At 64.0% G+C, this 26,031-nt stretch carries 25 protein-coding genes; 17 read left to right on the top strand and 8 right to left on the bottom strand.

Annotation, left to right across the window (positions count from 1 at the left end; all coding sequences use genetic code 11):
* Nucleotides 1-58: 58 nt before the first annotated feature.
* On the bottom strand, nucleotides 59-472 hold the full coding sequence (gene cueR, locus LMJ29_RS12375) for a Cu(I)-responsive transcriptional regulator (RefSeq protein WP_229605828.1): 414 nt from the start codon (nucleotides 470-472) through the stop codon (nucleotides 59-61).
* Nucleotides 473-802: 330 nt separating this feature from the next.
* On the opposite strand from cueR, the gene LMJ29_RS12380 reads away from it, so the two are divergent.
* The 14 genes from LMJ29_RS12380 (at nucleotide 803) to LMJ29_RS12445 (ending at nucleotide 13,793) form a co-directional block, all read left to right on the top strand.
* Nucleotides 803-1,015: a Flp family type IVb pilin gene (locus LMJ29_RS12380; RefSeq protein ID WP_229605892.1), complete on the top strand. Its 213-nt coding sequence runs from the start codon at nucleotides 803-805 to the stop codon at nucleotides 1,013-1,015.
* A gap of 52 nt (nucleotides 1,016-1,067) precedes the next feature.
* Entirely contained in the window at nucleotides 1,068-1,565 is a 498-nt protein-coding gene (locus LMJ29_RS12385) for an A24 family peptidase (RefSeq protein WP_229605829.1), read from the top strand.
* A gap of 36 nt (nucleotides 1,566-1,601) precedes the next feature.
* Nucleotides 1,602-2,957, top strand: a complete 1,356-nt coding sequence (locus tag LMJ29_RS12390; RefSeq protein WP_229605830.1) for an AAA family ATPase — start codon at nucleotides 1,602-1,604, stop codon at nucleotides 2,955-2,957.
* Nucleotides 2,954-3,763 (top strand): Flp pilus assembly protein CpaB, encoded by an 810-nt coding sequence (gene cpaB / locus LMJ29_RS12395; RefSeq protein WP_229605831.1) that lies wholly within the window; start codon nucleotides 2,954-2,956, stop codon nucleotides 3,761-3,763. The genes LMJ29_RS12390 and cpaB overlap by 4 nt, the downstream gene beginning before the upstream one ends.
* A 216-nt stretch (nucleotides 3,764-3,979) precedes the next feature.
* Nucleotides 3,980-5,377, top strand: a complete 1,398-nt coding sequence (locus tag LMJ29_RS12400; RefSeq protein WP_229605893.1) for a type II and III secretion system protein family protein — start codon at nucleotides 3,980-3,982, stop codon at nucleotides 5,375-5,377.
* A 14-nt stretch (nucleotides 5,378-5,391) separates the two neighbouring features.
* Entirely contained in the window at nucleotides 5,392-5,661 is a 270-nt protein-coding gene (locus LMJ29_RS12405; RefSeq protein ID WP_229605832.1) for a hypothetical protein, read from the top strand.
* Nucleotides 5,662-5,755: 94 nt separating this feature from the next.
* A complete protein-coding gene (locus LMJ29_RS12410; protein WP_229605833.1) occupies nucleotides 5,756-7,042 on the top strand; it encodes a pilus assembly protein TadG-related protein in 1,287 nt (428 codons plus the stop codon).
* 50 nt (nucleotides 7,043-7,092) lie between these two features.
* Nucleotides 7,093-7,557, top strand: a complete 465-nt coding sequence (locus LMJ29_RS12415) for a TadE/TadG family type IV pilus assembly protein (RefSeq protein ID WP_229605834.1) — start codon at nucleotides 7,093-7,095, stop codon at nucleotides 7,555-7,557.
* Nucleotides 7,557-8,057: a TadE/TadG family type IV pilus assembly protein gene (locus LMJ29_RS12420; RefSeq protein WP_229605835.1), complete on the top strand. Its 501-nt coding sequence runs from the start codon at nucleotides 7,557-7,559 to the stop codon at nucleotides 8,055-8,057. The genes LMJ29_RS12415 and LMJ29_RS12420 overlap by 1 nt, the downstream gene beginning before the upstream one ends.
* Entirely contained in the window at nucleotides 8,051-9,286 is a 1,236-nt protein-coding gene (locus tag LMJ29_RS12425; RefSeq protein ID WP_229605836.1) for an AAA family ATPase, read from the top strand. Before LMJ29_RS12420 ends, LMJ29_RS12425 begins: the two co-directional genes overlap by 7 nt.
* Nucleotides 9,276-10,712, top strand: coding sequence for a CpaF family protein (locus tag LMJ29_RS12430; RefSeq protein WP_229605837.1), 1,437 nt, complete (start codon nucleotides 9,276-9,278; stop codon nucleotides 10,710-10,712). Before LMJ29_RS12425 ends, LMJ29_RS12430 begins: the two co-directional genes overlap by 11 nt.
* On the top strand, nucleotides 10,709-11,695 hold the full coding sequence (locus tag LMJ29_RS12435) for a type II secretion system F family protein (RefSeq protein ID WP_229605838.1): 987 nt from the start codon (nucleotides 10,709-10,711) through the stop codon (nucleotides 11,693-11,695). Before LMJ29_RS12430 ends, LMJ29_RS12435 begins: the two co-directional genes overlap by 4 nt.
* Nucleotides 11,696-11,725: 30 nt before the next feature.
* Complete coding sequence (locus LMJ29_RS12440) at nucleotides 11,726-12,688, top strand: type II secretion system F family protein (RefSeq protein ID WP_229605839.1); 963 nt, start codon at nucleotides 11,726-11,728, stop codon at nucleotides 12,686-12,688.
* A 1-nt stretch (nucleotide 12,689) separates the two neighbouring features.
* Nucleotides 12,690-13,793, top strand: coding sequence for a tetratricopeptide repeat protein (locus tag LMJ29_RS12445; RefSeq protein ID WP_229605840.1), 1,104 nt, complete (start codon nucleotides 12,690-12,692; stop codon nucleotides 13,791-13,793).
* Nucleotides 13,794-13,928: 135 nt separating this feature from the next.
* Here LMJ29_RS12445 and LMJ29_RS12450 read toward each other — a convergent pair.
* The 6 genes from LMJ29_RS12450 to LMJ29_RS12475 form a co-directional block, all read right to left on the bottom strand.
* Nucleotides 13,929-15,151, bottom strand: a protein-coding gene (locus tag LMJ29_RS12450) for an IS3 family transposase (protein ID WP_229605841.1) whose coding sequence is annotated in 2 segments (ribosomal slippage) — nucleotides 13,929-14,806 and nucleotides 14,806-15,151 — 1,224 coding nt in all. Because the reading frame shifts where the segments join, the coding sequence is not laid out codon by codon here.
* A 67-nt stretch (nucleotides 15,152-15,218) separates the two neighbouring features.
* A complete protein-coding gene (locus tag LMJ29_RS12455; RefSeq protein WP_229605842.1) occupies nucleotides 15,219-16,070 on the bottom strand; it encodes a response regulator transcription factor in 852 nt (283 codons plus the stop codon).
* A 246-nt stretch (nucleotides 16,071-16,316) separates the two neighbouring features.
* Nucleotides 16,317-17,654 carry an NADP-specific glutamate dehydrogenase gene (gene gdhA / locus LMJ29_RS12460; RefSeq protein WP_229605894.1) on the bottom strand — a complete coding sequence of 446 codons (1,338 nt, stop codon included), beginning with the start codon at nucleotides 17,652-17,654 and terminating at the stop codon, nucleotides 16,317-16,319.
* A 301-nt stretch (nucleotides 17,655-17,955) separates the two neighbouring features.
* Nucleotides 17,956-19,305 carry a sigma-54-dependent transcriptional regulator gene (locus tag LMJ29_RS12465; RefSeq protein ID WP_229605843.1) on the bottom strand — a complete coding sequence of 450 codons (1,350 nt, stop codon included), beginning with the start codon at nucleotides 19,303-19,305 and terminating at the stop codon, nucleotides 17,956-17,958.
* Between the two features lie 2 nt (nucleotides 19,306-19,307).
* Entirely contained in the window at nucleotides 19,308-20,930 is a 1,623-nt protein-coding gene (locus LMJ29_RS12470; protein ID WP_377656973.1) for a sensor histidine kinase, read from the bottom strand.
* On the bottom strand, nucleotides 20,896-21,120 hold the full coding sequence (locus LMJ29_RS12475) for a PP0621 family protein (protein WP_229605844.1): 225 nt from the start codon (nucleotides 21,118-21,120) through the stop codon (nucleotides 20,896-20,898). The genes LMJ29_RS12470 and LMJ29_RS12475 overlap by 35 nt, the downstream gene beginning before the upstream one ends.
* A 180-nt stretch (nucleotides 21,121-21,300) precedes the next feature.
* Here LMJ29_RS12475 and LMJ29_RS12480 point away from each other — a divergent pair, with 180 nt between their 5' ends.
* Nucleotides 21,301-22,935 carry an NAD+ synthase gene (locus LMJ29_RS12480; protein WP_229605845.1) on the top strand — a complete coding sequence of 545 codons (1,635 nt, stop codon included), beginning with the start codon at nucleotides 21,301-21,303 and terminating at the stop codon, nucleotides 22,933-22,935.
* 112 nt (nucleotides 22,936-23,047) lie between these two features.
* Here the strand turns inward: LMJ29_RS12480 and LMJ29_RS12485 are convergent, their stop codons facing one another.
* On the bottom strand, nucleotides 23,048-24,064 hold the full coding sequence (locus LMJ29_RS12485; RefSeq protein WP_229605846.1) for an outer membrane protein assembly factor BamD: 1,017 nt from the start codon (nucleotides 24,062-24,064) through the stop codon (nucleotides 23,048-23,050).
* A gap of 141 nt (nucleotides 24,065-24,205) precedes the next feature.
* Between LMJ29_RS12485 and rluD the strand changes: the two genes are divergently transcribed.
* Together rluD and pgeF are read left to right on the top strand one after the other, a co-directional pair.
* Nucleotides 24,206-25,168 carry a 23S rRNA pseudouridine(1911/1915/1917) synthase RluD gene (rluD, locus tag LMJ29_RS12490; RefSeq protein WP_229605847.1) on the top strand — a complete coding sequence of 321 codons (963 nt, stop codon included), beginning with the start codon at nucleotides 24,206-24,208 and terminating at the stop codon, nucleotides 25,166-25,168.
* Nucleotides 25,165-25,914, top strand: coding sequence for a peptidoglycan editing factor PgeF (gene pgeF / locus LMJ29_RS12495; protein ID WP_229605848.1), 750 nt, complete (start codon nucleotides 25,165-25,167; stop codon nucleotides 25,912-25,914). Before rluD ends, pgeF begins: the two co-directional genes overlap by 4 nt.
* Nucleotides 25,915-26,031 lie beyond the last annotated feature (117 nt).

Genomic DNA, 26,031 nt, shown 5'->3' on the forward strand with positions numbered 1-26,031 from the left:
CTGGCGGGGTTGGCTTTACATGGCATGTCGGAGATAGAGCTCGTTCGTCGGGCGGAGTTCACTGTTCGGGGGCGCAGCGGGTGGCGCCACACTCGAGCGAATGGAGGATCGGGCAGTCCGGTCGCTGGTCGCCCTGGCAGTGCTCGACCAGCTCGCCGAGGGTGTCGCGCAGGCTGACCAGCTCGGCGATCTTGCGTTCCAGGGTGGCGATGTGGCCGAGCGCCAGGGCCTTCACGTCGGCGCTGGCGCGCTGGCGGTCCTGCCACAGCTGCAGCAGCTTGCCGACCTCCTCGAGGGAAAAACCCAGGTCGCGGGCGCGCTTGATGAAGGTCAGCCGATGCAGGTCCTGCGCGCTGTAGTGGCGATAGCCGTTGTCGCCGCGCCCGGCCGGCTGGAGCAGGCCGATGCTCTCATAGTGGCGGATCATCTTGGCACTGAGGCCGGATTGCCGGGCGGCTTGGCCGATGTTCATGGGGAACCCTCCGTTCGTCGGCGGCCCCCCTCGGGGTGGCCGTCGTTTTTCGCATGCTTAAGGATCAACCTTGCCATATGGGGAAGGTCAAGGGGGATCTGATCTGTACCGATTTGCCACGATCTCGGGGCTCCTCTACCGCTATGCCTCGACTGGGGCAGGCTTTGGCGGCTACTTGGCCCGGTATCGGGCGCCGCTGGTCGGGGCTGCAAAAAAGTACCTGTAATTCGCAAAATTCTCCTAACCGCCCACTGTTTCAGCGTCTAGCTTGAGTGTTACGGCAGGTTAACGGCCGTGAACAGTCCAGAAACAATTTGTGAGGTGGAGAAAATGGAACTTCAAACAATCAAGCAGGCTGTAATCAAGTTCATTAAGGACGAAGAGGGCCTGACCATCGTTGAATATGCGGTGGCCGGTGGTCTGGTCACCTTGGGGGCCGTTGCAGCATTCATTCTGCTGGGGGGGAACGTAGCCACGCAGATCAACTGCCTGGCTGATGCTGTAATGGGCAATGCCTGCGGTGGTGGTGGTGCTGGTGCGTAACGACTTGTAGAACTAACTATTTTCTGTAGTTCCAATTTTTCGGGGGCTTCTGATGCTGTTGATTGCATTGTTGTCAGTGCTCCTCTTGGGGGCGGTGGTTTATGACCTCGTAAGCCACCGACTCCCCAATTATTACCTCCTCCTTGGCCTGCTGGTGGGGCTGTACTACCAGGTCGACATGGTGGGGTGGAGCGGCTTACGAATAGGGGGCGAAGGCTTTCTGGTGGGGTTCGCTGTCTTCATTCCACTTTACATCCTGGGGGGGATGGCCGCTGGCGATGTGAAGTTGATGGCGGTAGTCGGCAGCTTTCTGGACGCCGAGGCAGTGTTGTGGGCAGCGGCTTTCAGTTTCCTTGCCGGGGGATTAATAGGGGTTTTCTATCTGATTTATAAGAAGGGCTTGGGCAGGTTGGTTTCGCGTTACTACGCAATGGCAGTTACGCGAACTCGTATTTCCGCAGCGGCCGACGATGCCGCGAGACATCGATTCCCTTATGCAATCGCTATTGCGACCGGAACTTTGCTGAGTTTGTATTGGACGCCGATTTAACAATGTAAATCTTCTGATAACAGCAGGGAGCAGGCCATGAATAAGCCGGGGTTTGCCAAGGTCGAAGATGCCGGGGTAGACAACTCCGGTGGGGGCAATGCTTTCAATTCGAATCAACCACGCACGCTGGCGGAGACGGGGCTTTCCGACACGCTGCTGATCGATCTGCTCTGCAAACATCTCTATGACGCCGGGAGCCTGGATACTGCCCGGCTCATAGAGCGCGTTGCGCTGCCCGGACCGGTGCTCGATGAGTTGCTGGCCTTCCTGCGCAAGGACGGGCGTATCGAGGTATTGGGGCAGTCGCCCAATGGTGGTGGTGGCCTGCGTTACGGTCTGACCGAGCGGGGTCGCGGCAGTGCTCGCGATGCTTTGGCGCGCAGCGGCTATATCGGGCCCGCACCCTATCCCGTCGAGCGCTATCGGGAGCTGCTCCGGCAGCAGACCATCCACCATGGCGGCGTCACCGGCAAGGAAATGCAGGGCGCCTTCACTGGGGTGGTGTTGCACGGAGGCATGCTTGACCAGTTGGGGGCTGCACTGAATTCCGGGCGGGCGATCATGATCTACGGCCCCGCCGGTACCGGCAAAACCTTCATCAGTAGCAAGCTGATCCGCTTGTTCGGCGAGAGCATCTGGGTGCCCCATGCCATTGCCATCGGCGAGGCGATCATCGAAATCTTCGATCCCCAGGTGCACAAGCGGGTGGAAGAGGAGGTCGCCAAGCCGAGCCTACGCCTGGACCAAGGCCATGATCGTCGTCTGTTGCGTTGCAAGCGCCCGGTGGTGGTCACCGGCGGCGAGCTGACCATGGACCAGCTGGATATCCGCTACGACCCTTACAGTCGCCAATACCAGGCGCCCCTGCAGCTCAAGGCCAGCAACGGCATGTTCATCATCGATGACATGGGCCGCCAGCGCATGGCGCCGGCCGAGTTGCTCAACCGCTGGATCGTGCCGATGGAGGAGAAAAAAGATTTCCTCAATCTCGGTGGCGGTCGCCACTGTGAACTACCTTTTGACCTGATCCTGGTCTTCTCCACCAACCTCAACCCGCTGCAACTGGCGGACGAGGCCTTCCTGCGCCGGATTGGCTACAAGCTGCATTTCGACTACCTGACCCGCCACGAGTACGAGCGAATCTGGCGCCAGGAAGTGGAGAAACTGGAGATTCCCTTCGATCCGTTGTTGCTCCGTTATGTCATCGAAGGCCTGCATCAACCGGAAAAGGTGCCGCTGGCACCCTGCCATCCCCGCGACCTGCTGGGCATGGCGCGGGACCGGCAGCGTTATCAGGGGAGCTCCGGGCCGTTGACGCCGCAGGAGCTGGAGTGGGCCTGGCGTAACTACTTCGTCAGGCTGCCGGGTGCTGAGCAAGGAGATAAGCAATGAATTCCCGCACATTGGTGTTGATCGCGCTGTCGATGGTCCTAGGCCTTGGGGCGGCCTGGATGGCCAACAACTGGTTGTCCGCGCGGCTGAACACCACCGCCGATTCCAATATGGAAAACGTCGTGGTGGCCGCCGTGGAAATCCCCTTCGGCCAGATGGTCGAGCCTCAGCACGTCAAGGCAGTCCTCATGCCCAAAGGGACAGCCCCGGGCGATGCTTTCGATTCTGTGGAAAAGGTCACGGGACGGATTGCTACCTTCACTCTGTTGCAGGGCGACATCCTGCGTAGCGCCAGGCTGGCCGAGCATCTTGGGGGCAGCACTCTGGCTTCGCTGATCGAGCCGACCAAGCGGGCGATCTCGGTGCGGGTGGATGACGTGGTGGGCGTCGGCGGCTTCCTGCTGCCGGGCAACCGGGTCGATGTGCTGGCGACCAGGAAGGTTTCTGGCTCCACCAATGTGGCCGAGTCGGAAACCATCCTCTACGACCTGCGGGTACTGGCGGTAGACCAGACCGCCAGTACCGACAAGACCCAGCCGGTGGTGGTGCGTGCCGTCACCCTGGAAATGACCTCGGAAGAGGCCGAAATCCTGGTCAAGTCGCAAACCGAAGGCAAGCTCCAGCTGGCCCTGCGCAACCCGCTGGATGACCAGAAAAAGATCGAGGAGCCCAAGCCGGCTCCGGTCGTCGCCGTGGCGCCGCCGCCACCGCCGAAGCCGGTGGTCCGTCGCAGCAGCGGTATTGCTGGCGCGCAGGTAACCATCATCCGGGGCACCGAAGTGGAGAACGTGAGCGTTCAGCGGTAAGCAGCAAGCGGGGTAGTGAGGTGGTAGGTCGTAGACGCCGCCGCACGAAGTGCGGCGTTCGTCACCAAGCAGGCAAGCGTTGAAAAACCATAAGGAGCAGACATGGACACCATCCGCAGACTCGGCTCATACACGCTATGCACAGTGGCGGCCTGGTTGTTGCTGGCGTTCGCTGTACAGGCAGCCGACTCTTACGAAGCAACCTCCGGCGTGCCTATGGGGGGCATCACCAACGTCGAAGTGCCCCTTTACAAGTCACGTGTGCTGGCCACCCGGGGGGCGGTGCGCAAGGTTTCCATCGGCAATCCGGAAATCGCCGACGTGCTGGTCACCAATCCGCGCGAGCTGTACCTGCTGGGGCGCTCGCTGGGTAGCACTAACGTGCTGCTGTGGGATGGCAGTGGCAAGCTGATCGACAGCCTCGATCTTGAAGTGGTGCATGACCTCTCCGCGCTGAAGACCAAGCTGCACGAACTGATGCCCAACGAGAAGATCTCGGTGTTCAGCGCCCAGGGCGCGCTGGTGCTGCGTGGCCAGGTATCCAGTGCCGCGGCCATGGATACGGCGGTCAAGGTGGCCAAGACCTATACCGCGCAGAGTCAGAGCATCGCCCAGGGCAAGGCCGAGGAGGCTTCCGCGGCGCCGAGCAAGAGCCTGGATGTGATCAATCTGCTCACCGTAGGGGGCAGCCAGCAGGTGATGCTGGAGGTCAAGGTGGCCGAGATGCAGCGCAGTCTGTTCAAGTCGCTGAACGTGCGCTTTAACGCCTTGGACTTCGGCTCTTCCAGCCGTTGGTCGACGGGCGGCTTCAATAACGGTCAGGGCCTCGGTTTCGACGAGGATGGCCTGCTCAATCCGACCACTATGTTCGGGGATGGCAAGGGCATTCTCGGCCAATTCCTGTCCGACGAATTCCTCTTCAACATGGTGTTGGAAGCCTCCAAGGACAACGGTTCGGCCAAGGTCCTGGCCGAGCCCACCCTGACCACCCTGACCGGGCAGCAGGCCGAGTTCATCTCCGGTGGGGAGTTCCCTGTTCCGGTCACCGAGGACGATGGCATCACCATCGAATACAAGGAATTCGGTGTGGGGGTGAAGTTCCTGCCGGTGGTGCTCGACTCCGGACGGATCAACCTCAACCTGAACGTGTCGGTCAGCGAACTTTCCAACACCAATGCACTGGCGCTGGATACCGGTATTGACAGCGTACTGGGTGAGGGCGTGGCGCAGATCATCCCCTCGCTGACCAAGCGTAGTGCGCAGTCCACCGTGGAGCTGGGCAATGGCCAGACCATCGCCATCGCCGGCCTCATCAATGAAAACACCAAGGATCTGGTCAGCCGTTTCCCTGGTCTGGGCGACCTGCCGGTGCTGGGCCATCTGTTCCGCAGCCAGCAGTTCCAGAGCGGTGAAACCGAACTGGTGATCCTGGTCACCCCGCATCTGGCCAAGCCGATCGACGCGCGGACCGTGCGTCTGCCCACCGAGCGTTTCGTCGAGCCCAGCGATCTGGACTTCTATCTGCTCGGCAAGACCAAAGGCAATGGGCCGGGACGCAGTGTTCCGGTGAGCCTGGGCGTCAGCGAAGGCAATTTCGGCCACGATCTGGATTGAAGGGAGTTCTGACTATGAAAGCAATTATTCCGCTTTTGCTGCTGGGTACGCTGGCCGGCTGCATGACCTATGAAGAAGGTCGGGTCGGTGAACTGGGCTCGACTGTTTACGCCACCCACTACCAGCAGATCGCCGACAAGGAGGTCGCCGCCAACCCGGGCACCGAAGTTTCGCCAACGGGCGTCGACGGCCCGCTGACCGAGAGCGTGATGGACGGCTATCGCGGCGTCACCGGCGATGCTGCCGAAGTAGCCCAACCCATTCAAATCCAAATGAGCAATTGAAGTTGAACTGACAGCATATGAGGTAGCCGCTATGACCCCCCTGACGAAACCCAACCACTTGCAACACTGGCCAGGAAGGCAGCGGGGGGCCGTAATGGTACTGGTGGTCATCGCCCTGGCGGCCATACTCCTCATGGGCGCCTTGGCCCTGGATGGGGGGCACCTGCTGCTGAACAAGACACGGCTGCAGAATGCTGTCGACGCTGCCGCCCTGAGTGGCGCGAAGACATTGCAAACTTCATTCGGCAGCCCTCTCGCCTCCACCTTGGCCCGTGATTCGGCATTGGATACCTTGGCGCGCAATGCCGCCGCCGATGGAAATGGCGAGTTGGGAGAGGCCTTTGGCACTACGGCGGCAGCGGTCGGGGGCTACACCGAGGTCACCTTTTCCAACAGTGTCTACGGTCCCTTTTCCGCCGCCGGGCCGGCGGATGCCACGTACGTCCGGGTATCGGTACCGAACTACCCGCTGACGGGGTTCCTGTGGGGAGTCGCCCAGGTCTTTGGCGGTCTGGGAGACAAGGCCGTGGCGGCTATCGCCACCGCGGGACCGAGCCCGTCCGCGAGCCCGTGCAAGATCGAACCCATCATGGTGTGCGGCGATCCCAACGATGACCCTGCGGAAAACAGCGGGACTTCCTACTGGGGGTATAGCTACGGCGATCTGGAGGTGTTGAAGAGCGCGGCCGGCAATACCCCGGCCATCGGCCCGGGCAACTTCCAGATGCTGCGTCTCGATGGTTCCTCCGGCGCCAATGACCTGCGCACCGCGCTGGCCGGCGGCATCGAGAAGTGCAATGTGGTGGGCGAGGAGGTGGCGACCGAACCCGGTAACTCGGTCGGTCCCGTGGCCCAGGGCCTGAACACCCGTTTCGGGGTCTACAACGGTCCGGGCATGAATTCCGCCGATTACCCACCGGATTGGGTTACCACCTACAGCACCCCCAAGATGACTTACGACGGCAGCACTGGTCAGGTGCTTTATCAGGGGCAGCAGGTGACTTCCAGCGGTGGGGACCTGACGGCGGGTGGAAACCCGTTGTACGACGTCAACGACTGGAAGGACGACAGTGCGGCCTGTGCCGTGTCGGGTTCCTGCACGGGTGCCGCCGAGCGACGCATGCTCAATATCGTGATCGGCAATTGCGATGGCGAGTCCGGTGGCGCCACCAGTGTGCCGGTACTGGACTTCGGTTGTTTCTTCATGCTGCAGACCGTTGCCCAGCAGGGTGTCGAAGCCCAGGTATTCGGCCAGTTCGTCAAGGAATGCGAGGGCGACGGCGTGGCCGGTCCGGTGCCGACCGACGACGTCGGGCCGGTGATCATCCAGCTGTACAAGACCTATATCGACAATAACCGTACGCCGAGTACCGACTCCTGAGCCGTTGTCGAACGCAAGCCTGCCGAGGGACTCGGCAAGGAAAGGTGATTATGCAAGCTTGCTCCCTGCAGCTCAGTCGGAGTCAGAAGGGCGTGGCCATGGTCGAGTTCGCCATTACCCTGCCGCTGTTGCTGTTCTTGCTGCTGGCCATCGGTGAGTTCGGCCGCATGCTCTACCACTACAACAACCTGTTGCAGGCCAATCGCGATGCAGTGCGCTATGTCGCCGGCCAGGCCTGGGACAGCAATCTCGGCCGCGTGGAGATCGACTCGGTATTGGAGGGGCGAGCCAAGAACATTGCGGTCTATGGCGCTCCCTCGCCACAGAGCAGCACGGTAGTGCCCGGTCTGACCACGGCTGACGTGCAGGTCAGCACGGTAGGGACCGAGCATGTGCAGGTCCGCATCCAGTACGTGTTCCAACCGGTAATCGGCAACGGTTTGCCGGCCTTGCTTGGCGATGCCATTCCACTGGGTATCCCATTGGTGGCCACCACCGTGATGAGGGGCTTGTAATGAACGCAAGGCATATGCGCGGTGTGTTCGTGGTGGAGTTCGCCATCATCGGACTGGTGCTCTTCGTGCTGCTGTTCGGAGTGCTGGAGATGGGGCGTCTGTATTTCACCGTCAATGGTCTGGACGAGGTCGTACGGCGCGGCGCGCGGTTGGCGGCGGTTTGTGATATCCGCGATCCACGCATTCTGCGCCGGGCCATGTTCAATGACATCAACGATAGCGGTGCCAGTTCGCTGATCGGTTATCTGGAGAGTGCCGATCTGAGTCTGGTTTATCTGGATGAGGACGGAGCTGTCGTGGCCGCTCCGGATGATCTGGTCAATGCCACCGGTTTCCGTGCCATCCGTTATGTGCAGCTACGGGTGGACAACTTTCCGTTCGAGCTGCTGATTCCTGGCTTTGGCGAACTGACTTTGCCATCGTTCAGGTCGACCATTCCCCGCGAAAGCCTCGGCAGACACGCCGAGGAAGGCGTAGCACCGGAGATCACGCCATGCTGAAATCCCGGGAATTTCCGTCGATGACGGACAGCGTATCCCGCCGCGGTCTGCGGCTCCTGATCAGTAGCCGGGACGGCCAGGCCATCAAGGACTTGCAGGCGATCTGCCAGCATGTGCCGGGGCTCCAGGTCTCCACCCGCCTGGCCACCAATGGTCATTGCGATCCCTTGTACGGGCTGGAGCAGATGCCGGACCTGCTGTTGTTGCGGGTCAGCGGGCAATGGCGGGAGGAGTTGGCTGCGCTGCTGCAACGCTCGCCGGCAGATCGGCCAGCCTTGCTGCTATGTGGGGCCCTGGATCAAGCCGAAGGCTTGCGGATGGCAATGCAGGCAGGGGCGCGCGACTTTTTCCCCGACCCGCTCAACCAACTCGAACTGAGTGCTGCCTTGCAGCGCATGGTGCTGGAGCGCCGTGCCAGCAATGGCGAGGCCGGCAAGCTGCTGGCGGTCATGAATGCCAAAGGCGGCTCCGGGGCCACCGTGGTGGCCTGCAACCTGGCGCAACAGCTGAGCCAGCACGCCAGCGTGCTGCTTGTCGACCTCGATCTGCAGTTCGGTAGCGTCGCCCACTATCTCGATGTGCAGCCGATCCATAGCCATGTCGATGTATTGCAGCAGGCCGGCGAATTGGACAGCGTGGCGTTGCGAGGTTTCTGCACCCACTACAGCCCCAATCTGCATGTGCTGGGTGGCAAGGACAGCGAGCTGTGCCTGCCGCAGGATGTGCAGGCCGAGCAGCTGGAATCGCTGCTGTATCTGGCGCGCAGCACCTACGACTGGGTGGTGGTGGATCTGCCCCGGCAGATCGATCACCTCACCGGGACCGCCCTGGAGAACGCCGACAAGGTGATGGTGGTGCTGCAGCAGAGCATCAGCCATCTCAAGGATGCCGATCGGCTGTTGCGTATCCTGCGCGACGACATGGGTATCCAGGCTAATCGCCTGCAGCTGTTGGTCAACCGGTTCGGCAAGAACTCCGCGGTTAGCCTCAAGGATATCGAGGATGCGCTGCGCTGCCCGGATCTGCTGCAGTTGCCCAACGATTTCAATGTGGTCAGCGAGAGTCAGAATGCCGGTGTGCCGCTGGCCGTCCATGCACCGCGCGCCGCCATCACCCTTTCCTTGAAGCAGATCGCCGAGGAGTTGCAAGGGGGGCAGGAAATCAACCGTGGCGGCCTGCTCAAGCGAGCCGTGAGCCGTCTGTTCGGGGGATCCAGTCATGTTCAATGAATTGCGGAATCGCCTGCGTCAACCATCCCAGAAGGGGGGGGCGTCCCAAGCGGCCGAGGGCGAGGTGGCCGGCAAGGAGCAAACCATGCTCAGCTGGGAAGAGGCCGCTCCCGAGGAAGCCTACAACACTCGAACGCAGCTCAATCCACTGGAAGTGGAGTGGCGGGGTAAGGTCTATGAGCAACTGCTCAAAGTCATGGACCTCTCGCTGCTGGATAGTCTGGAGCCTGCGGAGGCGACCAAGCAGATCCGTGACATCTGTCAGCGGCTGCTGGACGATCATTCCGCGCCAGTCAGCACCGCCAGCCGCCAGTTGATCATCAAGCAGATCACCGACGAGGTGCTCGGTCTCGGGCCGCTGGAGCCGCTGCTGGCCGATCGCACGGTGTCGGACATCCTGGTCAATGGTGCCAAGTCGGTCTACGTCGAGCGTTTCGGCAAGTTGCAGCGGACCGATGTGTGCTTCCGTGACGACACTCACCTGCTCAATATCATCGACCGCATCGTTTCCGCCCTGGGACGGCGTATCGACGAGTCTTCGCCGCTGGTGGATGCGCGACTCAAGGATGGTTCGCGGGTCAACGCCATTATTCCACCGCTGGCCATCGACGGGCCGAGCATGTCGATCCGCCGCTTCGCCGTGGATCTGCTCAACACCGAAAGTTTGATCGAGCGCGGTGCCATGACGCCCGCGATCGCTCTGGTGCTCAAGGCCGTCGTCCGGGGGCGACTGAACGTGCTGGTTTCCGGGGGTACCGGCACCGGCAAGACCACCATGCTCAACGTGCTATCCAGCTTCATTCCGCACAACGAGCGTATCGTCACCATCGAGGACTCGGCCGAGCTGCAATTGCAGCAACCCCATGTGGTGCGTCTGGAGACCCGTCCGTCGAACATCGAGGGCCGTGGCGAGGTGAACCAGCGCGAACTGGTGCGCAACAGTCTGCGCATGCGCCCCGACCGTATCGTGATCGGCGAGGTGCGCGGTGCCGAGGCACTGGACATGCTGGCGGCGATGAACACCGGCCATGATGGTTCGTTGACCACCATCCACGCCAACACCCCACGCGACGCCTTGGGCCGCATCGAGAATATGGTGGCGATGACTGGGGCCACCTTCCCGATCAAGGCCCTGCGCCAGCAGATTGCCTCCGCCATCGATGTGGTGGTGCAGCTTGAGCGTCAGGAGGATGGCAAGCGCCGGGTGGTGAGCGTGCAGGAGATCAACGGCATGGAGGGCGAGATCATCACCATGACCGAAATCTACACCTTCGAGCGGCGTGGTCTTGGCGAGCACGGCGAGGTACTCGGTGACTTCAAGCCGACCGGTATGGTGCCATCATTCCGGGATGTGCTGGGCAAGCACGGCATCGAGTTGCCCCTCAACCTGTTCCGGCCTGAATGGATGGAGGGTGGGCAGTCATGAGCCAGATCCCGTCGGAGTTCATCCTGCTCTTTCTCGGTATGGTGTTTCTCTCGGTGTTCCTGCTCTCCCAGGGAACGGTGGTGCCGGTATTTGGCGAAGCCGGCAAGGTGCGCAAACGTATTCGCGAGCGGTTGAACACCCTGGAGCGGGCCAGCGACCTGCCGAACATGCAGACGGTACTGCGTCAGAAGTACCTCAAGCGCCTGTCGCCGCTGGAAGCTGCGCTGGAGCAATTGCCGGGCATGGAAAAGCTGAGCGAGATGGTCGAGCAGGCAGGCCATGAGTTTCGTGCCTATCGGGTCGTATTGCTCGGTGGGGCATTGGCTTTGGGCGCTGCGTTACTGGTTTGGTTGTTCTTCCCGCTGTGGTGGGCGGCCCTGCTGGCTGGGTTTGTGGCGTTCTGGGTGCCGATCTATAAGGTGTCGCAGGATCGTGCCAAGCGCTTTGCCGAATTCGAAGAGCAGTTGCCCGACGCGCTGGATTCCATGGTCCGCGCTCTCAAGGCGGGACATCCCTTCAACGAGACATTACGCCTGGTGGGGGAGGAGCAGAAGGGGGTGGTAGCCCACGAGTTCGGTATGACCTTCGCCGACATCAACTACGGCAATGACGTGCGTCGGGCCATGCTCGGCCTGCTCGAGCGCATGCCGAGCATGACGGTGATGATGCTGGTCACCTCGATCCTGCTGCACCGTGAGACGGGTGGCAATCTGACCGAGATACTCGAGCGTCTGAGTTCGCTGATCCGGGGACGCTTTCGCTTCCAGCGCAAGGTCAAGACGCTGTCGGCGGAAGGGCGGATGTCGGCGTGGATCCTGGTGGCCATTCCTTTTGTCCTGACAGTTGCGTTGATGGCTACTTCGCCGACCTATCTGCCGATGATGCTCAAGGAGCCGATTGGTCATAAGCTCATTGGCGCATCCTTCGTCGCCATGTTGCTGGGAATTTTCTGGATCAGAAAGCTCATTCGTATCCAGGTCTGAGGCCTGACCGATTCGTGAGAGGGGCTGCAAATGGACTATCTGCTGAGTCTGCTCAATGGTGCGGTGGGGAATGAGGGAGTGGCCCGACTGTTGTTCGTTGGTGCCATGGCCTTGAGTGCCGTGCTGGCGGTGGTGACGGTAGCATTGCTGGTGTTCGGCCTGCAGGATCCGGTGCAGCGTCGGCTCAGGGGTATCAAGACGGCTCATGCAGGGAGTGGGCAGGGAGCACCCAGCAACCTGCAATTGATGCTGGCCCAGGTGGGGGAGCGCTTTGCCGGTGACACCGATTGGCAGAACTCGTCGACACGCACCCTGCTGATGCATGCAGGTTTTCGCCAATCGTCGGCGGCGCAGGTGTATTGGTCTGCGCGGTTGTTGTTGATCTTGATCTTGATGGGAATCGTGGTTTTGGCCCTGCCTTTCATCAAGGGAGTGTCATTGCTGTGGGGGGGATTCCTGATGACGTTGGCGGCGGGGATCGGCTGGCTGTTGCCAGCGATCTATGTGGATAAGCGCAAAAGCGCCCGCATACGCTCCCTGCGCGCAGCTTTCCCGGATGCCTTGGATTTGCTGGTGGTCTGTGTCGAGTCGGGACTGGCCCTGCCGCAATCCATCGAGCGGGTCGCTCAAGAAATGACGGTGAGTCACGCGGAGCTGGCTGAGGAACTAGCCCTGGTCAACGCCGAAATCCGCGCTGGCATTTCCAGCACCGAGGCCCTTCGCCATCTGGCCGAACGTACGGGGCTCGACGATATCAATGGGCTGGTCAGCCTGCTGGCGCAGAGCATTCGTTTCGGTACCAGCGTGGCCGATACCTTGCGCGTCTATGCCGAGGAGTTCCGCGATCGCCGCATGCAGGCTGCCGAAGAGCAGGCAGCGAAACTCGGTACCAAACTGGTATTTCCACTAATCTTCTGTCTGTGGCCGAGTTTTTTCCTGGTCGTGATCGGACCGGTAATCATCGGCGTTCTCAGAGCCTTCGGGAGATTGTGAGATGCACAGGATTGCGCTTTTGGCGGCGCTTGCCGCCACTCTGGCGGGCTGTCAGACCATGGGAGAAGGGGTAGTTAAAAGCCGCAACGAGTTGTACGACGGCGGGAGGGCGGTACTCTACGAAGTACAGAAAGGGGCGGACAGCCCCGAGCAGGCCATGCGCATAGCGGCGACAGCCTATGCCGCCGGCGATACCGACCAGGCCCTGTTCCAGTACCTGCGTGCCAGTGAACTGGATCCTCATCGCTACGAGGCGCTGGTGTGGGTTGGGCGTATCCACCGCGAGCGCGGCAATCACAAGCTGGCAGAAGTAGCCTTGCACAAGGTCCTGGCGGACGATCCCGGTAATCTCGATGCCTTGGCCGAACTGGGAACGCTACAGATTGGCATGCGTCTTTATCCGGAGGCGGCCGATACTCTCGGGACGGCCCTGCATATCGATCAGCAGCGTTTCGGTGGCGGCGAGCTGACCAACCTGGGGGCGCTGAAGGTGGATGCCACGTCGCCGCTGCGTGTCTACAACGGCCTGGGGGTCCTGGCCGATCTGCGCAACGATTACTCCAGCGCGCAGGTGTATTACCGCCTGGCGCTGCAAATCAGTCCGCGCTCGGCGATGGTCGCCAACAGTCAGGCCTATTCCTTCTACCTGGCCGGTGACTGGGTGGCGGCGCGCCAGGCCTATCATCAGGCGCTCAGCTACGATGCCACCTACAAGCCGGCGTGGCGCAACTACGGGATGCTGCTGACCCGCATGGGCAGCTACGAGGAGGCATTGTCGGCCTTCGAGCAGGTCGAGTCGCGCGCCGAGGCGAGCAACGACGTGGGCTACATCTGTCTCATCGAGGGCAAGCTGGAGCAGGCCGAGCAGTTCTTCCGCACGGCCATCGACCAGTCGCCTTCCCACTACGAGGTCGCCTGGCAGAATCTCAAGCGGGTGCAGCAGATCCGCCGTCTACGCGAGAACGATGACTCCGGGGTGAACGAGGCTACGCCCGTCGCCAGCGATCCGCAGCCGGTGAGGGCGCCTGTTTCCGCGTCCTTGGTCCCGGCGCCGGTGGTGTCGACCGTCAGCCTGCCGACCCCATTGCAGGTGGGCGTGCCGTAATCCTGGGAGATCCCTGTCGTCGAGCCAATGAAAAGCCGCGTCGAGACGCGGCTTTTCGTTTTCCACAGGCAGTGGTGTCGCCTAGGTCGGACGGTCCCTGGACTTGCCCCTATCAAACCGGACACCGACACCCCGTTAGGTTGATGCCTCAGCCAAGCGTCTGAATTCCCGAGGTGAGCGGTATTTCAGTGCACTGTGCGGATGTTCCTCGTTGTAATGCTCGAAGGCGATGGTCAGGTTGCGCAGGGCCGTCGCTCGATCGGGCTTGGGCATGTGGCGGATGTAGTCGCGCTTCATGGTCTTCACGAAGCTCTCCGCCATGCCGTTGCTCTGCGGGCTGCACACCGGGGTTGTCAGGGGCAGCAAGCCAATCTGCCGGGCGAAGGCTCGAGTCTGTTCGGCCGTATAGGCCGAGCCGTTGTCGCTCAGCCATTGCACTGGCGACGCCGGCCGCTCACCACCGAAGCGTTGCTCGATGGCTTCCAGCATCACATCGCGGACATCGTCGCCACTGTAGCCGTTTGGGCTGGCCACCCAGCTGATGGCCTCGCGGTCACAGCAGTCCAGGGCGAAGGTCACGCGCAGCTTTTCGCCATCCTCGCAGCGGAACTCGAAGCCATCCGAGCACCAGCGGGTGTTGCTCGTATCCACCGCAACACGACCTTCGTGACGCCGCGCCACGCCCGGCTGTTTGCGCCGGCGTTCCAGCAACAGAGCGTGGTCACGCATGACGCGGTAAACCCGCTTCACGTTGACCGGTGGCAGGGCCTGTTGCTCATGCTGCCGACGCAACAGACCCCAGACCCGACGATAGCCATAGCTGGGCAACGCGCCGACTGCCTGCTTGATCTGCTCGACCAGGGCCGCATCGTTGAGCGTTCGGCGCCGACGGGGTTGCAGCCCTGGCGCGGGTTGTTTGAGTCGAGCCGTCAATTGCGAGCGCGCCACACCGAGACTCTCACTGACCGCCTTCACTGGTCGTCCCCCGGCAACAAGGGTGAGTGCGCAATCCATTTTCGCGAGCGGGCGATCTCCACCGCTTCCTTGAGGATCTCGGCCTCCATGGTCTTCTTCCCGAGCATCCGTTGCAGTTCGCGGATCTGCTTGAGGGCATCGGCCAACTCGGAAGCAGGCACCACCGCTTCACCAGCGCTGACCGCCGACAGGCTGCCGTCCTGGTAGAGCTTGCGCCAGTGGAACAATTGGTTGGGGTTGATGCCGTTGCGCCGGGCCACCACTGAGACGCTTTGCCCGGGTTCCAGGCTTTCGCGCACCATGGCCAGTTTCTCCTCGACACTCCAGCGGCGACGCCGCTCCTGGCCGAGCACTTCGATGGTTTTGTCTCTGCTGGTAGTCATAAACACAGTCGTTTGCCTATCCCTTATGGTAAGGGGGAAACGGTGTCCTGTGTTTCAAGGGGCTTGTTCAGTCCCCCAGATCGCTCCCCTCGCCCAAGGGGGCGGCCAGCGGCAGGGGAAGCGATTGATGGCGGTGGTTGCGGCAAGCGCTGGGGCTGCGCCCGAAGTGCTGGCGGAAAGCACGGGAAAAATAGGACGGGTCCTTGAATCCGACCGTATAGGCCACACTGGACACCGGGATGTCGCTGTTGAACAGCAGCTCTTCGGCGGCCTGCATGCGTTTGCGCATGACGTATTCCTGAAAGCCGATGCCGCAGTATTGCTTGAACAGGCGGCTGAAGCGCACGGTGCTCATGGTGCAAAGTTCCGCCATCTCGGTCTCGTCGATCCGCTCGCGGAAGTGGCTGTCGATATGGGCAATCGCCGCATAGAGCGGCTGGTGGGCATGCTGCTCGCGGTTGAGGCGCACACAGTCGGGCAACTGGTCGGTACGCCGCGGCCGCTGGCGCTGGCTGCCGGGCGGACGGGAGCGCATCTCGCACAGGTCACGCAGGGACTTGAGATAACGCTGGCGCTCGGAGTTGCTCAGCGGCAGGACCAGGTATTCCCAAACGCCCGAGCGGAACGCCCAGACTGCCAGTTCCTCGGAATGCTGCACGGTGAGCATGGTGATCGGAATCGAAGGCGAGCGCTGTTTGATCTCCAGCAGCAGGTTCAGACCATTGCTGTCGGGGCGATCGAATTGCAGGCACAGCATATCCGGCACCGGATGTTCGCCATCCGCTGTCAGGTCTTCCAGGCCGCCGGCCAGGCTAACGTGGCAATGGGGAAGAAACTGCTCGATGCACTGCTCGGCGTTTTCTGTGTTGTTCAGATCGAACCACAACAGACGAGGTTTGCGGATGGCCTTGGTACTCATTCCTGTGACTACTCGGCGATCTTCTTTTTCCTCAGTCAGTTAAGGTCAAGCGCGCAGCGGTCGTGAGACTGAATCTTCCTAAAGATCAGTCTTTTCAAGCGGATTCCGAATAATTTGTCCGCCAGCGTGTCGCTGGCCATAGCGCACGAGCGAAGTGCGAGAGGAAGTTGGATCCGCCTCCGGCGAAGTCCGGGCAAGAAAAAGCCGGCGCAAGGCCGGCTTCTTCGGGGGCTGTCGCCTGGCGACTCAGACCACGCCCTGGGCCAGCATGGCATCGGCGACCTTGACGAAGCCGGCGATGTTGGCGCCCTTGACGTAGTTGATGCGGCCGTTCTCTTCGCCGTAGTGCACGCAGGCGTTGTGGATGTTCTGCATGATGCCGTGCAGACGCTGATCCACTTCGCCGGCACTCCAGTGCAGGCGCATGGCGTTCTGGCTCATTTCCAGGCCGCTGGTGGCCACGCCACCGGCGTTGGAGGCCTTGCCCGGGGCGTAGTAGATGCCCGCTTCGACGAACAGATCCACCGCTTCCAGGGTCGACGGCATGTTGGCGCCTTCGGCCACGCAGATGCAGCCGTTCTTGAGCAGGGTGCGGGCGTCCTCGGCGTCCAGTTCGTTTTGGGTGGCGCAGGGCAGGGCGATGTCGCACGGCAGGTGCCACGGACGCTGCCCGGCCAGGAATTCCAGACCGAAGTGGGCGGCCATCTCGCTGAGGCGGCCGCGACGGACGTTCTTCAGGTCCATCAGGTATTCCCACTGCTCGACGGTCAGGCCCGCCTCGATATGCAGGGTGCCTTCGGAGTCGGACAGCGAGATGACCTTGCCGCCCAGTTCCATGACCTTCTGCGCCGCGTACTGCGCCACGTTGCCGGAGCCGGAGACGGTGACGCGCTTGCCGTCGAAGTCCTGGCCGCTGCGCTTGAGCATTTCCTGGGCGAAGTACACGCAGCCGTAGCCGGTGGCTTCCGGACGGATCAGGCTGCCGCCGTAGCTCAGGCCCTTGCCGGTCAGCACGGAGGTGAACTCGTTGGACAGGCGCTTGTACTGGCCGAACATGTAGCCGATTTCACGGGCGCCGACGCCGATGTCGCCGGCCGGTACGTCCAGATCGGCACCGACGTGGCGGTACAGCTCGCTCATGAACGACTGGCAGAAGCGCATCACTTCGCCATCGCTCTTGCCCTTTGGATCGAAGTCGGAACCGCCCTTGCCGCCGCCCATGGGCAGCGAGGTCAGCGAGTTCTTGAATACCTGTTCGAAGGCGAGGAATTTCAGCACGCCGAGGTTGACCGACGGGTGGAAGCGCAGGCCGCCCTTGTACGGGCCGATGGCGCTGCTCATCTGAACGCGGTAGCCGCGGTTGACGCGCACGTTGCCCTGGTCGTCGACCCACGGGACGCGGAACAGGATGGCGCGCTCGGGCTCGACGATGCGCTCGAGGATGCCGGCCTTCAGGTAACGCGGCTCGCTCTGCAGGAAGGGCCACAGGCTGCGTACCACTTCCTCCACCGCCTGGTGGAATTCGGGCTGATCGGGATCGCGACGCTTGAGTTGCGTCAGGAAGGCGTCAAGGGACATGGGGATGCCTCGGAGTTTTCGATGAGCACGGTCCAGCCGCTTGCGGCAGGCGGGATCCGTTAATTAGTGAGCTGGCTCCAAGATAGTGCATCGTGACGCATTTGTGAATCTTTTTGGTGCTTTTTTGTAATTGTTCGCCCGGCACAATGGCTCAATGGCCTATTCTTGCGGGGTTTAGGAAAATGCTAGTGTTCTTTTGTGGTGCGATACCGGAGTGCTATTGATCCAATGTGGTGCGGCGTCGTGAGCTGAGCAGCGGGCGCCCGTTTGGCTTCCTGCCCCCGCCAGGGGGCATCGAGGCCGCGACTCAGTCGATGCCGAGCTTCTTCAGTCGGTAGCGCATGGAGCGGAACGACAGGCCAAGACGCTGCGCTGCCGCCGTGCGGTTCCAGCGGGTTTCCTCGAGGGCCTGCATGATCGCCTGGCGCTCGATGTTCTCGAGGAAGTCCTCGAGATCGTCGATCTGCGCCAGGTTGCCGCTGCCATCGCCGCTGCCCGGTGCGGCGGGCGCGTCGCCCAGGCGCAGGTCGCTGGCCTGGATGCAGTCGTCCTCGCACAGGGTGTAGGCGCGCTCGAGCATGTTCTCCAGCTCGCGCACGTTGCCGGGGAAGCGGTAGTTCTTCAGCTTCTCCAGCGCTTCGTCGGAGAGGCGTGCCGGCTCCAGACCGCATTCGCCCGCCAGGCGCTGCAGGGCGCGCTCGGCGAGCAGGGCGATGTCCTCGCGGCGTTCGCGCAGCGGCGGCACCTTCAGCTCGATGACGTTGAGGCGGTAGTAGAGGTCCTGGCGGAAGCGCCCGGCGGCGACCTCGCCGGCCAGGTCCTTGTGGGTGGCGCTGAGGATGCGCACGTCCACCGCCATCTCCTGCTGGCCGCCGACCGCGCGCACGGCCTTTTCCTGGATGGCGCGCAGCAGCTTGACCTGCATGGGCAGCGGCAGGTCGGCCACCTCGTCGAGGAACAGGGTGCCGCCATCGGCGGCCTTGAACAGGCCGGGCTTGTCCTCCACCGCACCGGTGAAGCTGCCCTTCTTGTGGCCGAAGAATTCGCTCTCCATCAACTCGGAGGGGATGGCGCCACAGTTGACCGGCACGAACGGTTGCTCGGTGCGCGGACCGAGCTCGTGGATCAGACGGGCCACCAGCTCCTTGCCGCTGCCGGATTCGCCGCTGATGTATACCGGCGCTTGGCTGCGCGACAGCTTGGCGATCTGCTTGCGCAGCGCGCGCATCGGCGGCGAGTCGCCGAGCAGGCGGCTGTCGACCGAGCCGTCCGCCTCGCCCTGAGCCTCGGGGGCACGCAGGCGCAGGGCGGTGGCCACCAGTTCGCGCAGGCGGGCAAGGTCCACCGGTTTGCTGAGGAAGTCGAAGGCGCCGGCCTTGAGGGCATTGATCGCGGTCTCCACGCTGCCGTAGGCGGTGATCATCGCCACCGGGGTTTGCGGATAGCGCTGCTGGATCAGCTGGACCAGTTCCTGGCCGGTGCCGTCGGGTAGACGCATGTCGGTCAGGCACAGGTCGAACGGCTCGCGGGCCAGCCACTCGCGGGCTTCCTTGACGTTGCGCGCGCTGCGGGTGTCCAGTTTCATGCGGCCGAGGGTGATTTCCAGCAGTTCGCGGATATCGGGTTCGTCGTCGACGATCAGTGCTCGTTGCGCCATGGTCAGCTCGTGGTCTTCGGATGGGCAAAGGTGATGCGGAAGCAGGCGCCACTGCCTTCGCGGGGGACGTAATCCAGGCGGGCGCGGTTGCTCTCGCACAGTTCGCGGGAGATGTACAGGCCGAGGCCCGTGCCCTTGTTTTCGGTGGTGAAGAACGGTTCGAACAGGTTGACCTGCTGCTCGGCGGCGATGCCGTCGCCATCGTCGACGATTTCCAGTACTGGCAGGTTGGTCAGGCCGTCGCGGAACAGCTTGAGCCACACCTGACCCTTGCCGTGCTTGCGCGTGCTGTAGCGCAGGCCGTTCTGCACCAGGTTGGTCACTATCTGGGTCAGCTGCTGGGGATCAATGCGGGTCTGGATCGAGCCGGGCTCGCTCTGCACATGGATGGTCGGCTCGTCGCGCAGGCTCTGCCGCAGTTCGGCGACGAAGCGATGGAGCCAGTAGCGCAGGTCGAGCAGTTGCGGCTCGGCCTGGCGCCGCCGCGACAGCTGCAGGACGTTCTCCACCACCAGGTTCATGCGCCGTGAATGGTCGAGGATGATCTGCGTCAGGCGACGATCCGCGGCGCACAGGTCCTCGGCTTCCTGCAGCAACTGGGCGGCGTGGCTGATGGCGCCCAGCGGATTGCGGATCTCGTGGGCGATGCCGGCGGTCAGCCGGCCGAGGGAGGCCAGCTTGAGCTGCTGGGCCTGCTGGGCGAGCTGCGAGACGTCCTCGAGGAACACCAGAATGTCGCGCTCGCCCTTGCGCCGCAGGGGCACGAAGCTCGGCTGCAGCATCGGCCCTTCGGCGAAGGCCTGCAGCGGCTGCGAGCGCAGGGCGGGGTTTTCGAACCACTGCTGCAGGCGTTCGAGCAGCGCCGGGCAGTGCGCGTCGAGGGCGTGGGTGACCAGGCGCTCCTGGCCGAGCAGGGTGAGGCTGCTGGGGTTGGCCATCAGCACGCGGTTGTGCGGATCGAGCACCAGGATGCCGGTGCGCATGCGTTGCAGGATCAGGGCGTTGAGGGCTTGCAGGTCGGCGACGTCGGCGGCGTGCCGGCGGGCCAGGGTTTCGCTCTGCTGCAGGCGGCGGCCGAGGGCCTGGATGATCAGCGCGGCGGCGAAGCACATGCCGCCCAGGGCGCCGGCCTGCACGTACTGGCTGGCGGCGGCCGGGCGGCTAATGCTCAGGTAGAAGGTGAGGTAGATCAGCGCGCTGCTGGCCAGGGCGGCGATCAGCAGGCCGAAGCGCCCGGGCAGCACGCTGTTGGCGATCGCCACCGAGATCACCAGCAGCGGCGCGATGCCGCTGGACAGGCCGCCGCTGGCGTAGAACATCACGCTGAGCAGGCTGATGTCGGACAGCGCCAGGCCGAAGATCGGCAGCGGCCGGCTGGTCTGCTGCATCAGCACGCCGAGCACCACGTTGAGCGCGAGATAAGTCCAGCCGGTGTAGCGGAACAAGTCCGCGTCGGCCATCTGCAGCAGTTCGAGGTGCATGTCGCTGCTGATCAGCAGCACCGTGGCCAGGCCGACGCACAGACGATAGAGGTGGTACAGGCGCAGGATGCGCTGCCCCTGTTCGTGCCCAGGGGTCCAGAGGTCGGCGTTATCCAGCGGGGCGATCCTGTTCGAGGTGGTCACGGCTGCAATACCAGCGGTTGTCGTGGGCGAGCGCCTCGCCTTGCGGCACGTGCATGCCGCAGCGGGCGCAGCGCACCATCGGCTGGGACTTGACGGCGGTCGGAGGGCGCCGTCTCTTCGGGCGGGTGAAGCGCTGCCACAGCCACCAGGCGAGGACGAACAGGGCGATCAGGGTGAGTAGGCGAGCCATGGTGCTCTCGAACGGCGCAAAGAGGCGCCAGTGTAGCCAAGCCGGTGGCGCGCGCCCAGCGCCGTCCGCGGCGACTGTGCGTTGTGCCGGCTGCGGCCGGTGCGGGACAATGCCTCTCCTGCATCAGGCGCCCCGGGCGGAGTGGTTGACCCCGGCGCGCGTCGTCAATTGGAGGGCAGCATGAGTCAAGTCCTGCGGGTCGCCATGGCCCAGCTCAATCTGCGCGTCGGCGACATTCGCGGCAACGTCGAGCGCATCATCGAGGCCGCCGGGCAGGCGCGCCAGCGCTGGCAGGCCGATGTCATCGTGTTCCCCGAGCTGTCGCTGTGCGGCTATCCGCCCGAGGACCTGCTGCTCAGGGATAGCATGCAGCTGCGCATCGAGGCGGCGTTGGAGCGGTTGTGCCGTGAGGTGCGCGGCATCCGCCTGCTGGTCGGCTTCCCCTGGGAGGAGGGCGAGCGACGCTACAACGCCTGCGCACTGATCGACGACGGCCAGCTGGTGGCCCGCTACCACAAGCAGAAGCTGCCCAACTACCAAGTATTCGACGAGAAGCGCTACTTCGACGCCGGTTCTCAGTCCTGCGTGGTTCCGATCGCCGGCGTGCCGGTGGCGCTGACCATCTGCGAGGACGTCTGGCACGCCGAGCCGACCGCGGCGGCCCGGGCGGCCGGCGCCCGGCTGATGCTCAATCTCAACGCTTCGCCGTTCCATCGTGACAAGCAGCGCGTGCGCGAGGCGACCCTGGCGGAGCGGGCCCGCGAGGGCGGCCTGCCGATCGTCTACGTCAACCAGGTCGGCGGCCAGGACGAGCTGGTGTTCGACGGTGGTTCCTGCGTGGTGGCGGCCAACGGCCACGTGCTGCAGCGCGCGCCGGCTTTCGCGGAAGGGCTGTTTCTCGCCGAGCTGCACGTGGACGCGGATCTGGTGCAGCCGCAGCCCGCCGACTGCGCGCCGCTGCCGACGGTCGAGGCCAGCGTCTACCAGGCGCTGGTGCTGGGCGTGCGCGACTACGTGCAGCGCAACGGCTTCAAGGGCGTGGTGCTCGGCCTGTCCGGCGGCGTCGACTCGGCGCTGACCCTGGCGGTGGCGGTGGACGCCCTTGGCGCCGACAAGGTCGAGGCGGTGATGATGTCCTATCGCTATACCGCGCAGATGAGCCTGGAGGATGCCGAGGCCGAGGCGCGCACCCTGGGCGTGGCCTATCGGGTGCTGCCGATCGAGCCGATGGTCGAGGCCTTCCTGGCCACCCTGGCGCCGGTGTTCGCCGGCCTGGCCCCTGATACCACCGAGGAGAACCTGCAGGCGCGCTGCCGCGGCACCCTGCTGATGGCGATCTCCAACAAGAAGGGTTACCTGGTGCTGACCACCGGCAACAAGAGCGAGGTGGCGGTCGGCTACTGCACCCTGTACGGCGACATGGCCGGTGGCTTCGACGTGCTCAAGGACGTGCCCAAGACCCTGGTCTACCGGTTGTGCGAGTACCGCAACGGCCTGGGCGGCGAGGTGATTCCGCAGCGGGTGATCGACCGGCCGCCGTCGGCCGAGCTGGCCCCCGATCAGAAGGACGAGGATTCGCTGGCGCCCTATCCGGTGCTCGACGAAATCCTGCGCCTGTACGTCGAGGAGGATCAGTCGGCCGACGCCATCATCGCCTGCGGCTTCGCCGCCGACACCGTGCGCAAGATCCTGCGTCTGGTCGACCTCAACGAGTACAAGCGTCGCCAGGCCGCGGTCGGGCCGCGCATCACCCAGCGCGGCTTCGGGCGCGACCGCCGTTACCCGATCACCTCCGGCTGGCAGCTCGGCGAGTGAGACGGGTGGCGCCGGCCCGGGATACGCGCAGCGTTCCCCGCTTCGGGGCGTCGCCGCTGGGGCAATGAAAAAGGGAGGCCGCCGGCCTCCCTTTTTCATTGCAGCGTTCGGCTCAGTCGAACAGACCGAAGGTCAGCCGGCTCCACCAGGAACGCTTGGGTGCCTCGGCTTCTTCATCGGCTTCTTCCATATCGGCGTCGGCGCCGTTGTTCGGCTCCAGTTCCTCGGGGATGGCGTCCAGCGCTTCCTGATACTGGCGCTCCATGTCCTGGCTGGCGCGGGTCTGGCCGGGCGGCAGCGGCGCTTCGGTCTCGATCAGACCGAGGGTGGCGCGGCTCAGCCACGAGCGTTCGTCGTCCGCACCCTCGCGCGGCTGGAATTCGCCGTCGACCAGGCTCGGGTGGTCCGGATAGTTGAGCTTGAGGGTCGCCAGGCTGGTGGCGGCCAGATCGTCCAGGCCCAGGCGCTGGTAGGCTTCGGTCATCACCGCCAGGCCGTCGCCGACCGCCGGGGTCTCCTGGAAGTTCTCCACCACGTAGCGACCGCGGTTGGCGGCGGCGACGTAGGCGTCGCGCTTGAGGTAGTAGTGGGCGACGTGGATTTCGTAGGCGCCCAGCAGATTGCGCAGGTAGATCATGCGCGCCTTGGCGTCCGGGGCGTAGCGGCTGTTCGGGTAGCGGTTGACCAGCTGGGCGAACTCGTTGAACGAGTCGCGGGCGGCGCCCGGGTCGCGTTTGGTCATGTCCAGCGGCAGGAAGCGCGCCAGCAGGCCGCGGTCCTGCTCGAAGGAGGCCAGGCCCTTGAGGTAGTAGGCGTAGTCGACGTTCGGATGCTGCGGATGCAGGCGGATGAAGCGCTCGGCGGCGGCGCGTGCGGCTTCCGGCTCCTGGTTCTTGTAGTAGGCGTAGATCAGTTCGAGCTGCGCCTGTTCGGCGTAGCGGCCGAACGGATAGCGCGACTCCAGGGCCTTGAGGGTGTCGACGGCGTTGGTGTAGCTATCGTTGTCCAGGTGCTCCTGCGCCTGCTGGTACAGCTCGGTCTCGCTGAGGTTTTCGTCGATCACCTGCTTCGACGAGCAGGCCGCGGTAAGGGCGAGGGTGGCGATCAGCAGCAGGTGTTTCACGTGCATGGCGCTAGGGTTCCTGGGCCGGTGCGTGACAGGGGCCGGCCTGATATGATTGGCGCCCCAGAATCCTCTGGGGAAAAAGACGCCGTATTTAACCACAAGCCTGTGGCCAACCAAAGCCGCACGCCCCTCCCGATGTCCGCCATGTCCGAACTCATCCAATTGTGCGCCGAGGTGCCGTCCGATCTGGGCGGTCAGCGGCTTGACCAGGTCGCCGCCCAGGTTTTCCCCGAACATTCCCGTTCGCGTCTGGCCGGCTGGATCAAGGATGGTCGCCTCACCGTCGACGGCGCCGTGCTGCGCCCGCGCGACATCGTCCACGGCGGCGCCGTGCTGAGCCTCGAGGCCGAGCGCGAGGCGCAGGTCGAATACCAGGCCCAGGACATCGCCCTGAACATCGTCTACGAGGACGACCAGTTGCTGGTGCTCGACAAGCCGGCTGGCCTGGTGGTGCACCCGGCCGCCGGGCACGCCGACGGCACCCTGCTCAATGCCCTGCTGCACCATGCCCCCGGGCTGGCCAGCGTGCCGCGCGCCGGCATCGTCCACCGCCTGGACAAGGACACCACCGGCCTGATGGTGGTGGCCAAGACCCTCGAGGCGCACACCCAGCTGGTCGCCCAGCTGCAGGCACGCAGCGTCAGCCGCATCTACGAGGCCATCGTGGTCGGCGTGGTGACCGCCGGCGGCAAGGTCGACGCGCCGATCGGCCGCCATCCCCAGCAGCGCCAGAAGATGGCGGTGACCAGCACCGGCAAGCCCGCGGTCAGCCACTATCGCGTACTCGAGCGCTTCCGCGCGCATACCCACGTGCGGGTCAAGCTGGAGACCGGGCGCACCCACCAGATTCGCGTGCACATGGCCCACGAGCACTTCCCGCTGGTCGGCGATCCGGTCTATGGGGGGCGCTTCCGCATTCCGCCGGCGGCCAACCCGGTGCTGGTGCAGAGTCTGCGCGACTACCCGCGTCAGGCGCTGCACGCACGTTTCCTCGAACTGGACCATCCGGTCACCGGCGAGCGTCTGGGCTGGGAGTCGCCGCTGCCGGACGATTTCGTCGAGCTGCTCAACCTGCTGCGCGGCGACCGCGAGGCCTTTATCGGATGAGCTTCGGTTGGGCTGACCTGCTGATCCCCGATTGGCCGGCGCCGGCCGGCGTGCGTGCCTGCGTCACCACGCGCCGCGGCGGCGTCAGCGCCGCACCCTTCGATGCGCTCAACCTGGGCGATCATGTCGGCGACGATCCGCTCGCGGTGGCCGAGAACCGCCGTCGCCTGCAGGCGCTGCTCGGCTGCCGCGCCGCCTGGCTCGACCAGGTGCACGGCGTGGCCGTGGTCGAGGCCGACCCGAATCGGGTGCTCGAGGCCGACGCCAGCTGGAGCGCCACCCCGGGGGTGGCCTGCACGGTGATGACCGCCGATTGCCTGCCGGTTCTGTTCTGCGACCGCGCCGGCACGCGCGTGGCGGCCGTCCATGCCGGCTGGCGCGGGCTGGTCGCCGGGGTGCTGGAGGCCAGCGTCGCCGCGCTGGGCTGCCCGGCGGACCAGGTGCTGGCCTGGCTGGGGCCGGCCATCGGCCCGCAGGCCTTCGAGGTCGGCGCCGAGGTGCGCGAAGCTTTCCTCGCCCAGCATCCCGAGGCCGCCGCGGCCTTCGTGCCGAGCGTCAATCCCGGCCGTTTCATGGCCGATCTCTACCAGCTGGCGCGCATCCGCCTGGCCGCGGCCGGCGTCAGCGCGGTGTACGGCGGCGGCCTGTGCACCTTCAGCGACGCCACGCGCTTCTACTCCTACCGCCGCGCGCCGCGTAGCGGCCGGCTGGCCAGTCTGGTCTGGCTGGAGCCGACGCCGGCCTGAGCGAGCCCAGGGTAGTCGCTCGCGAAGCGATTACCTACAAGGAGGTTGCGCTCATCTCATCGGTAGGCGGTCGCTGCGCAAGTCTTCTGTCCTGCGGCCCTGACGGGGGTGGCGGTT

This window comes from Pseudomonas oryzagri (assembly GCF_020831405.1).
Taxonomy (GTDB): Bacteria; Pseudomonadota; Gammaproteobacteria; order Pseudomonadales; family Pseudomonadaceae; genus Geopseudomonas; species Geopseudomonas oryzagri.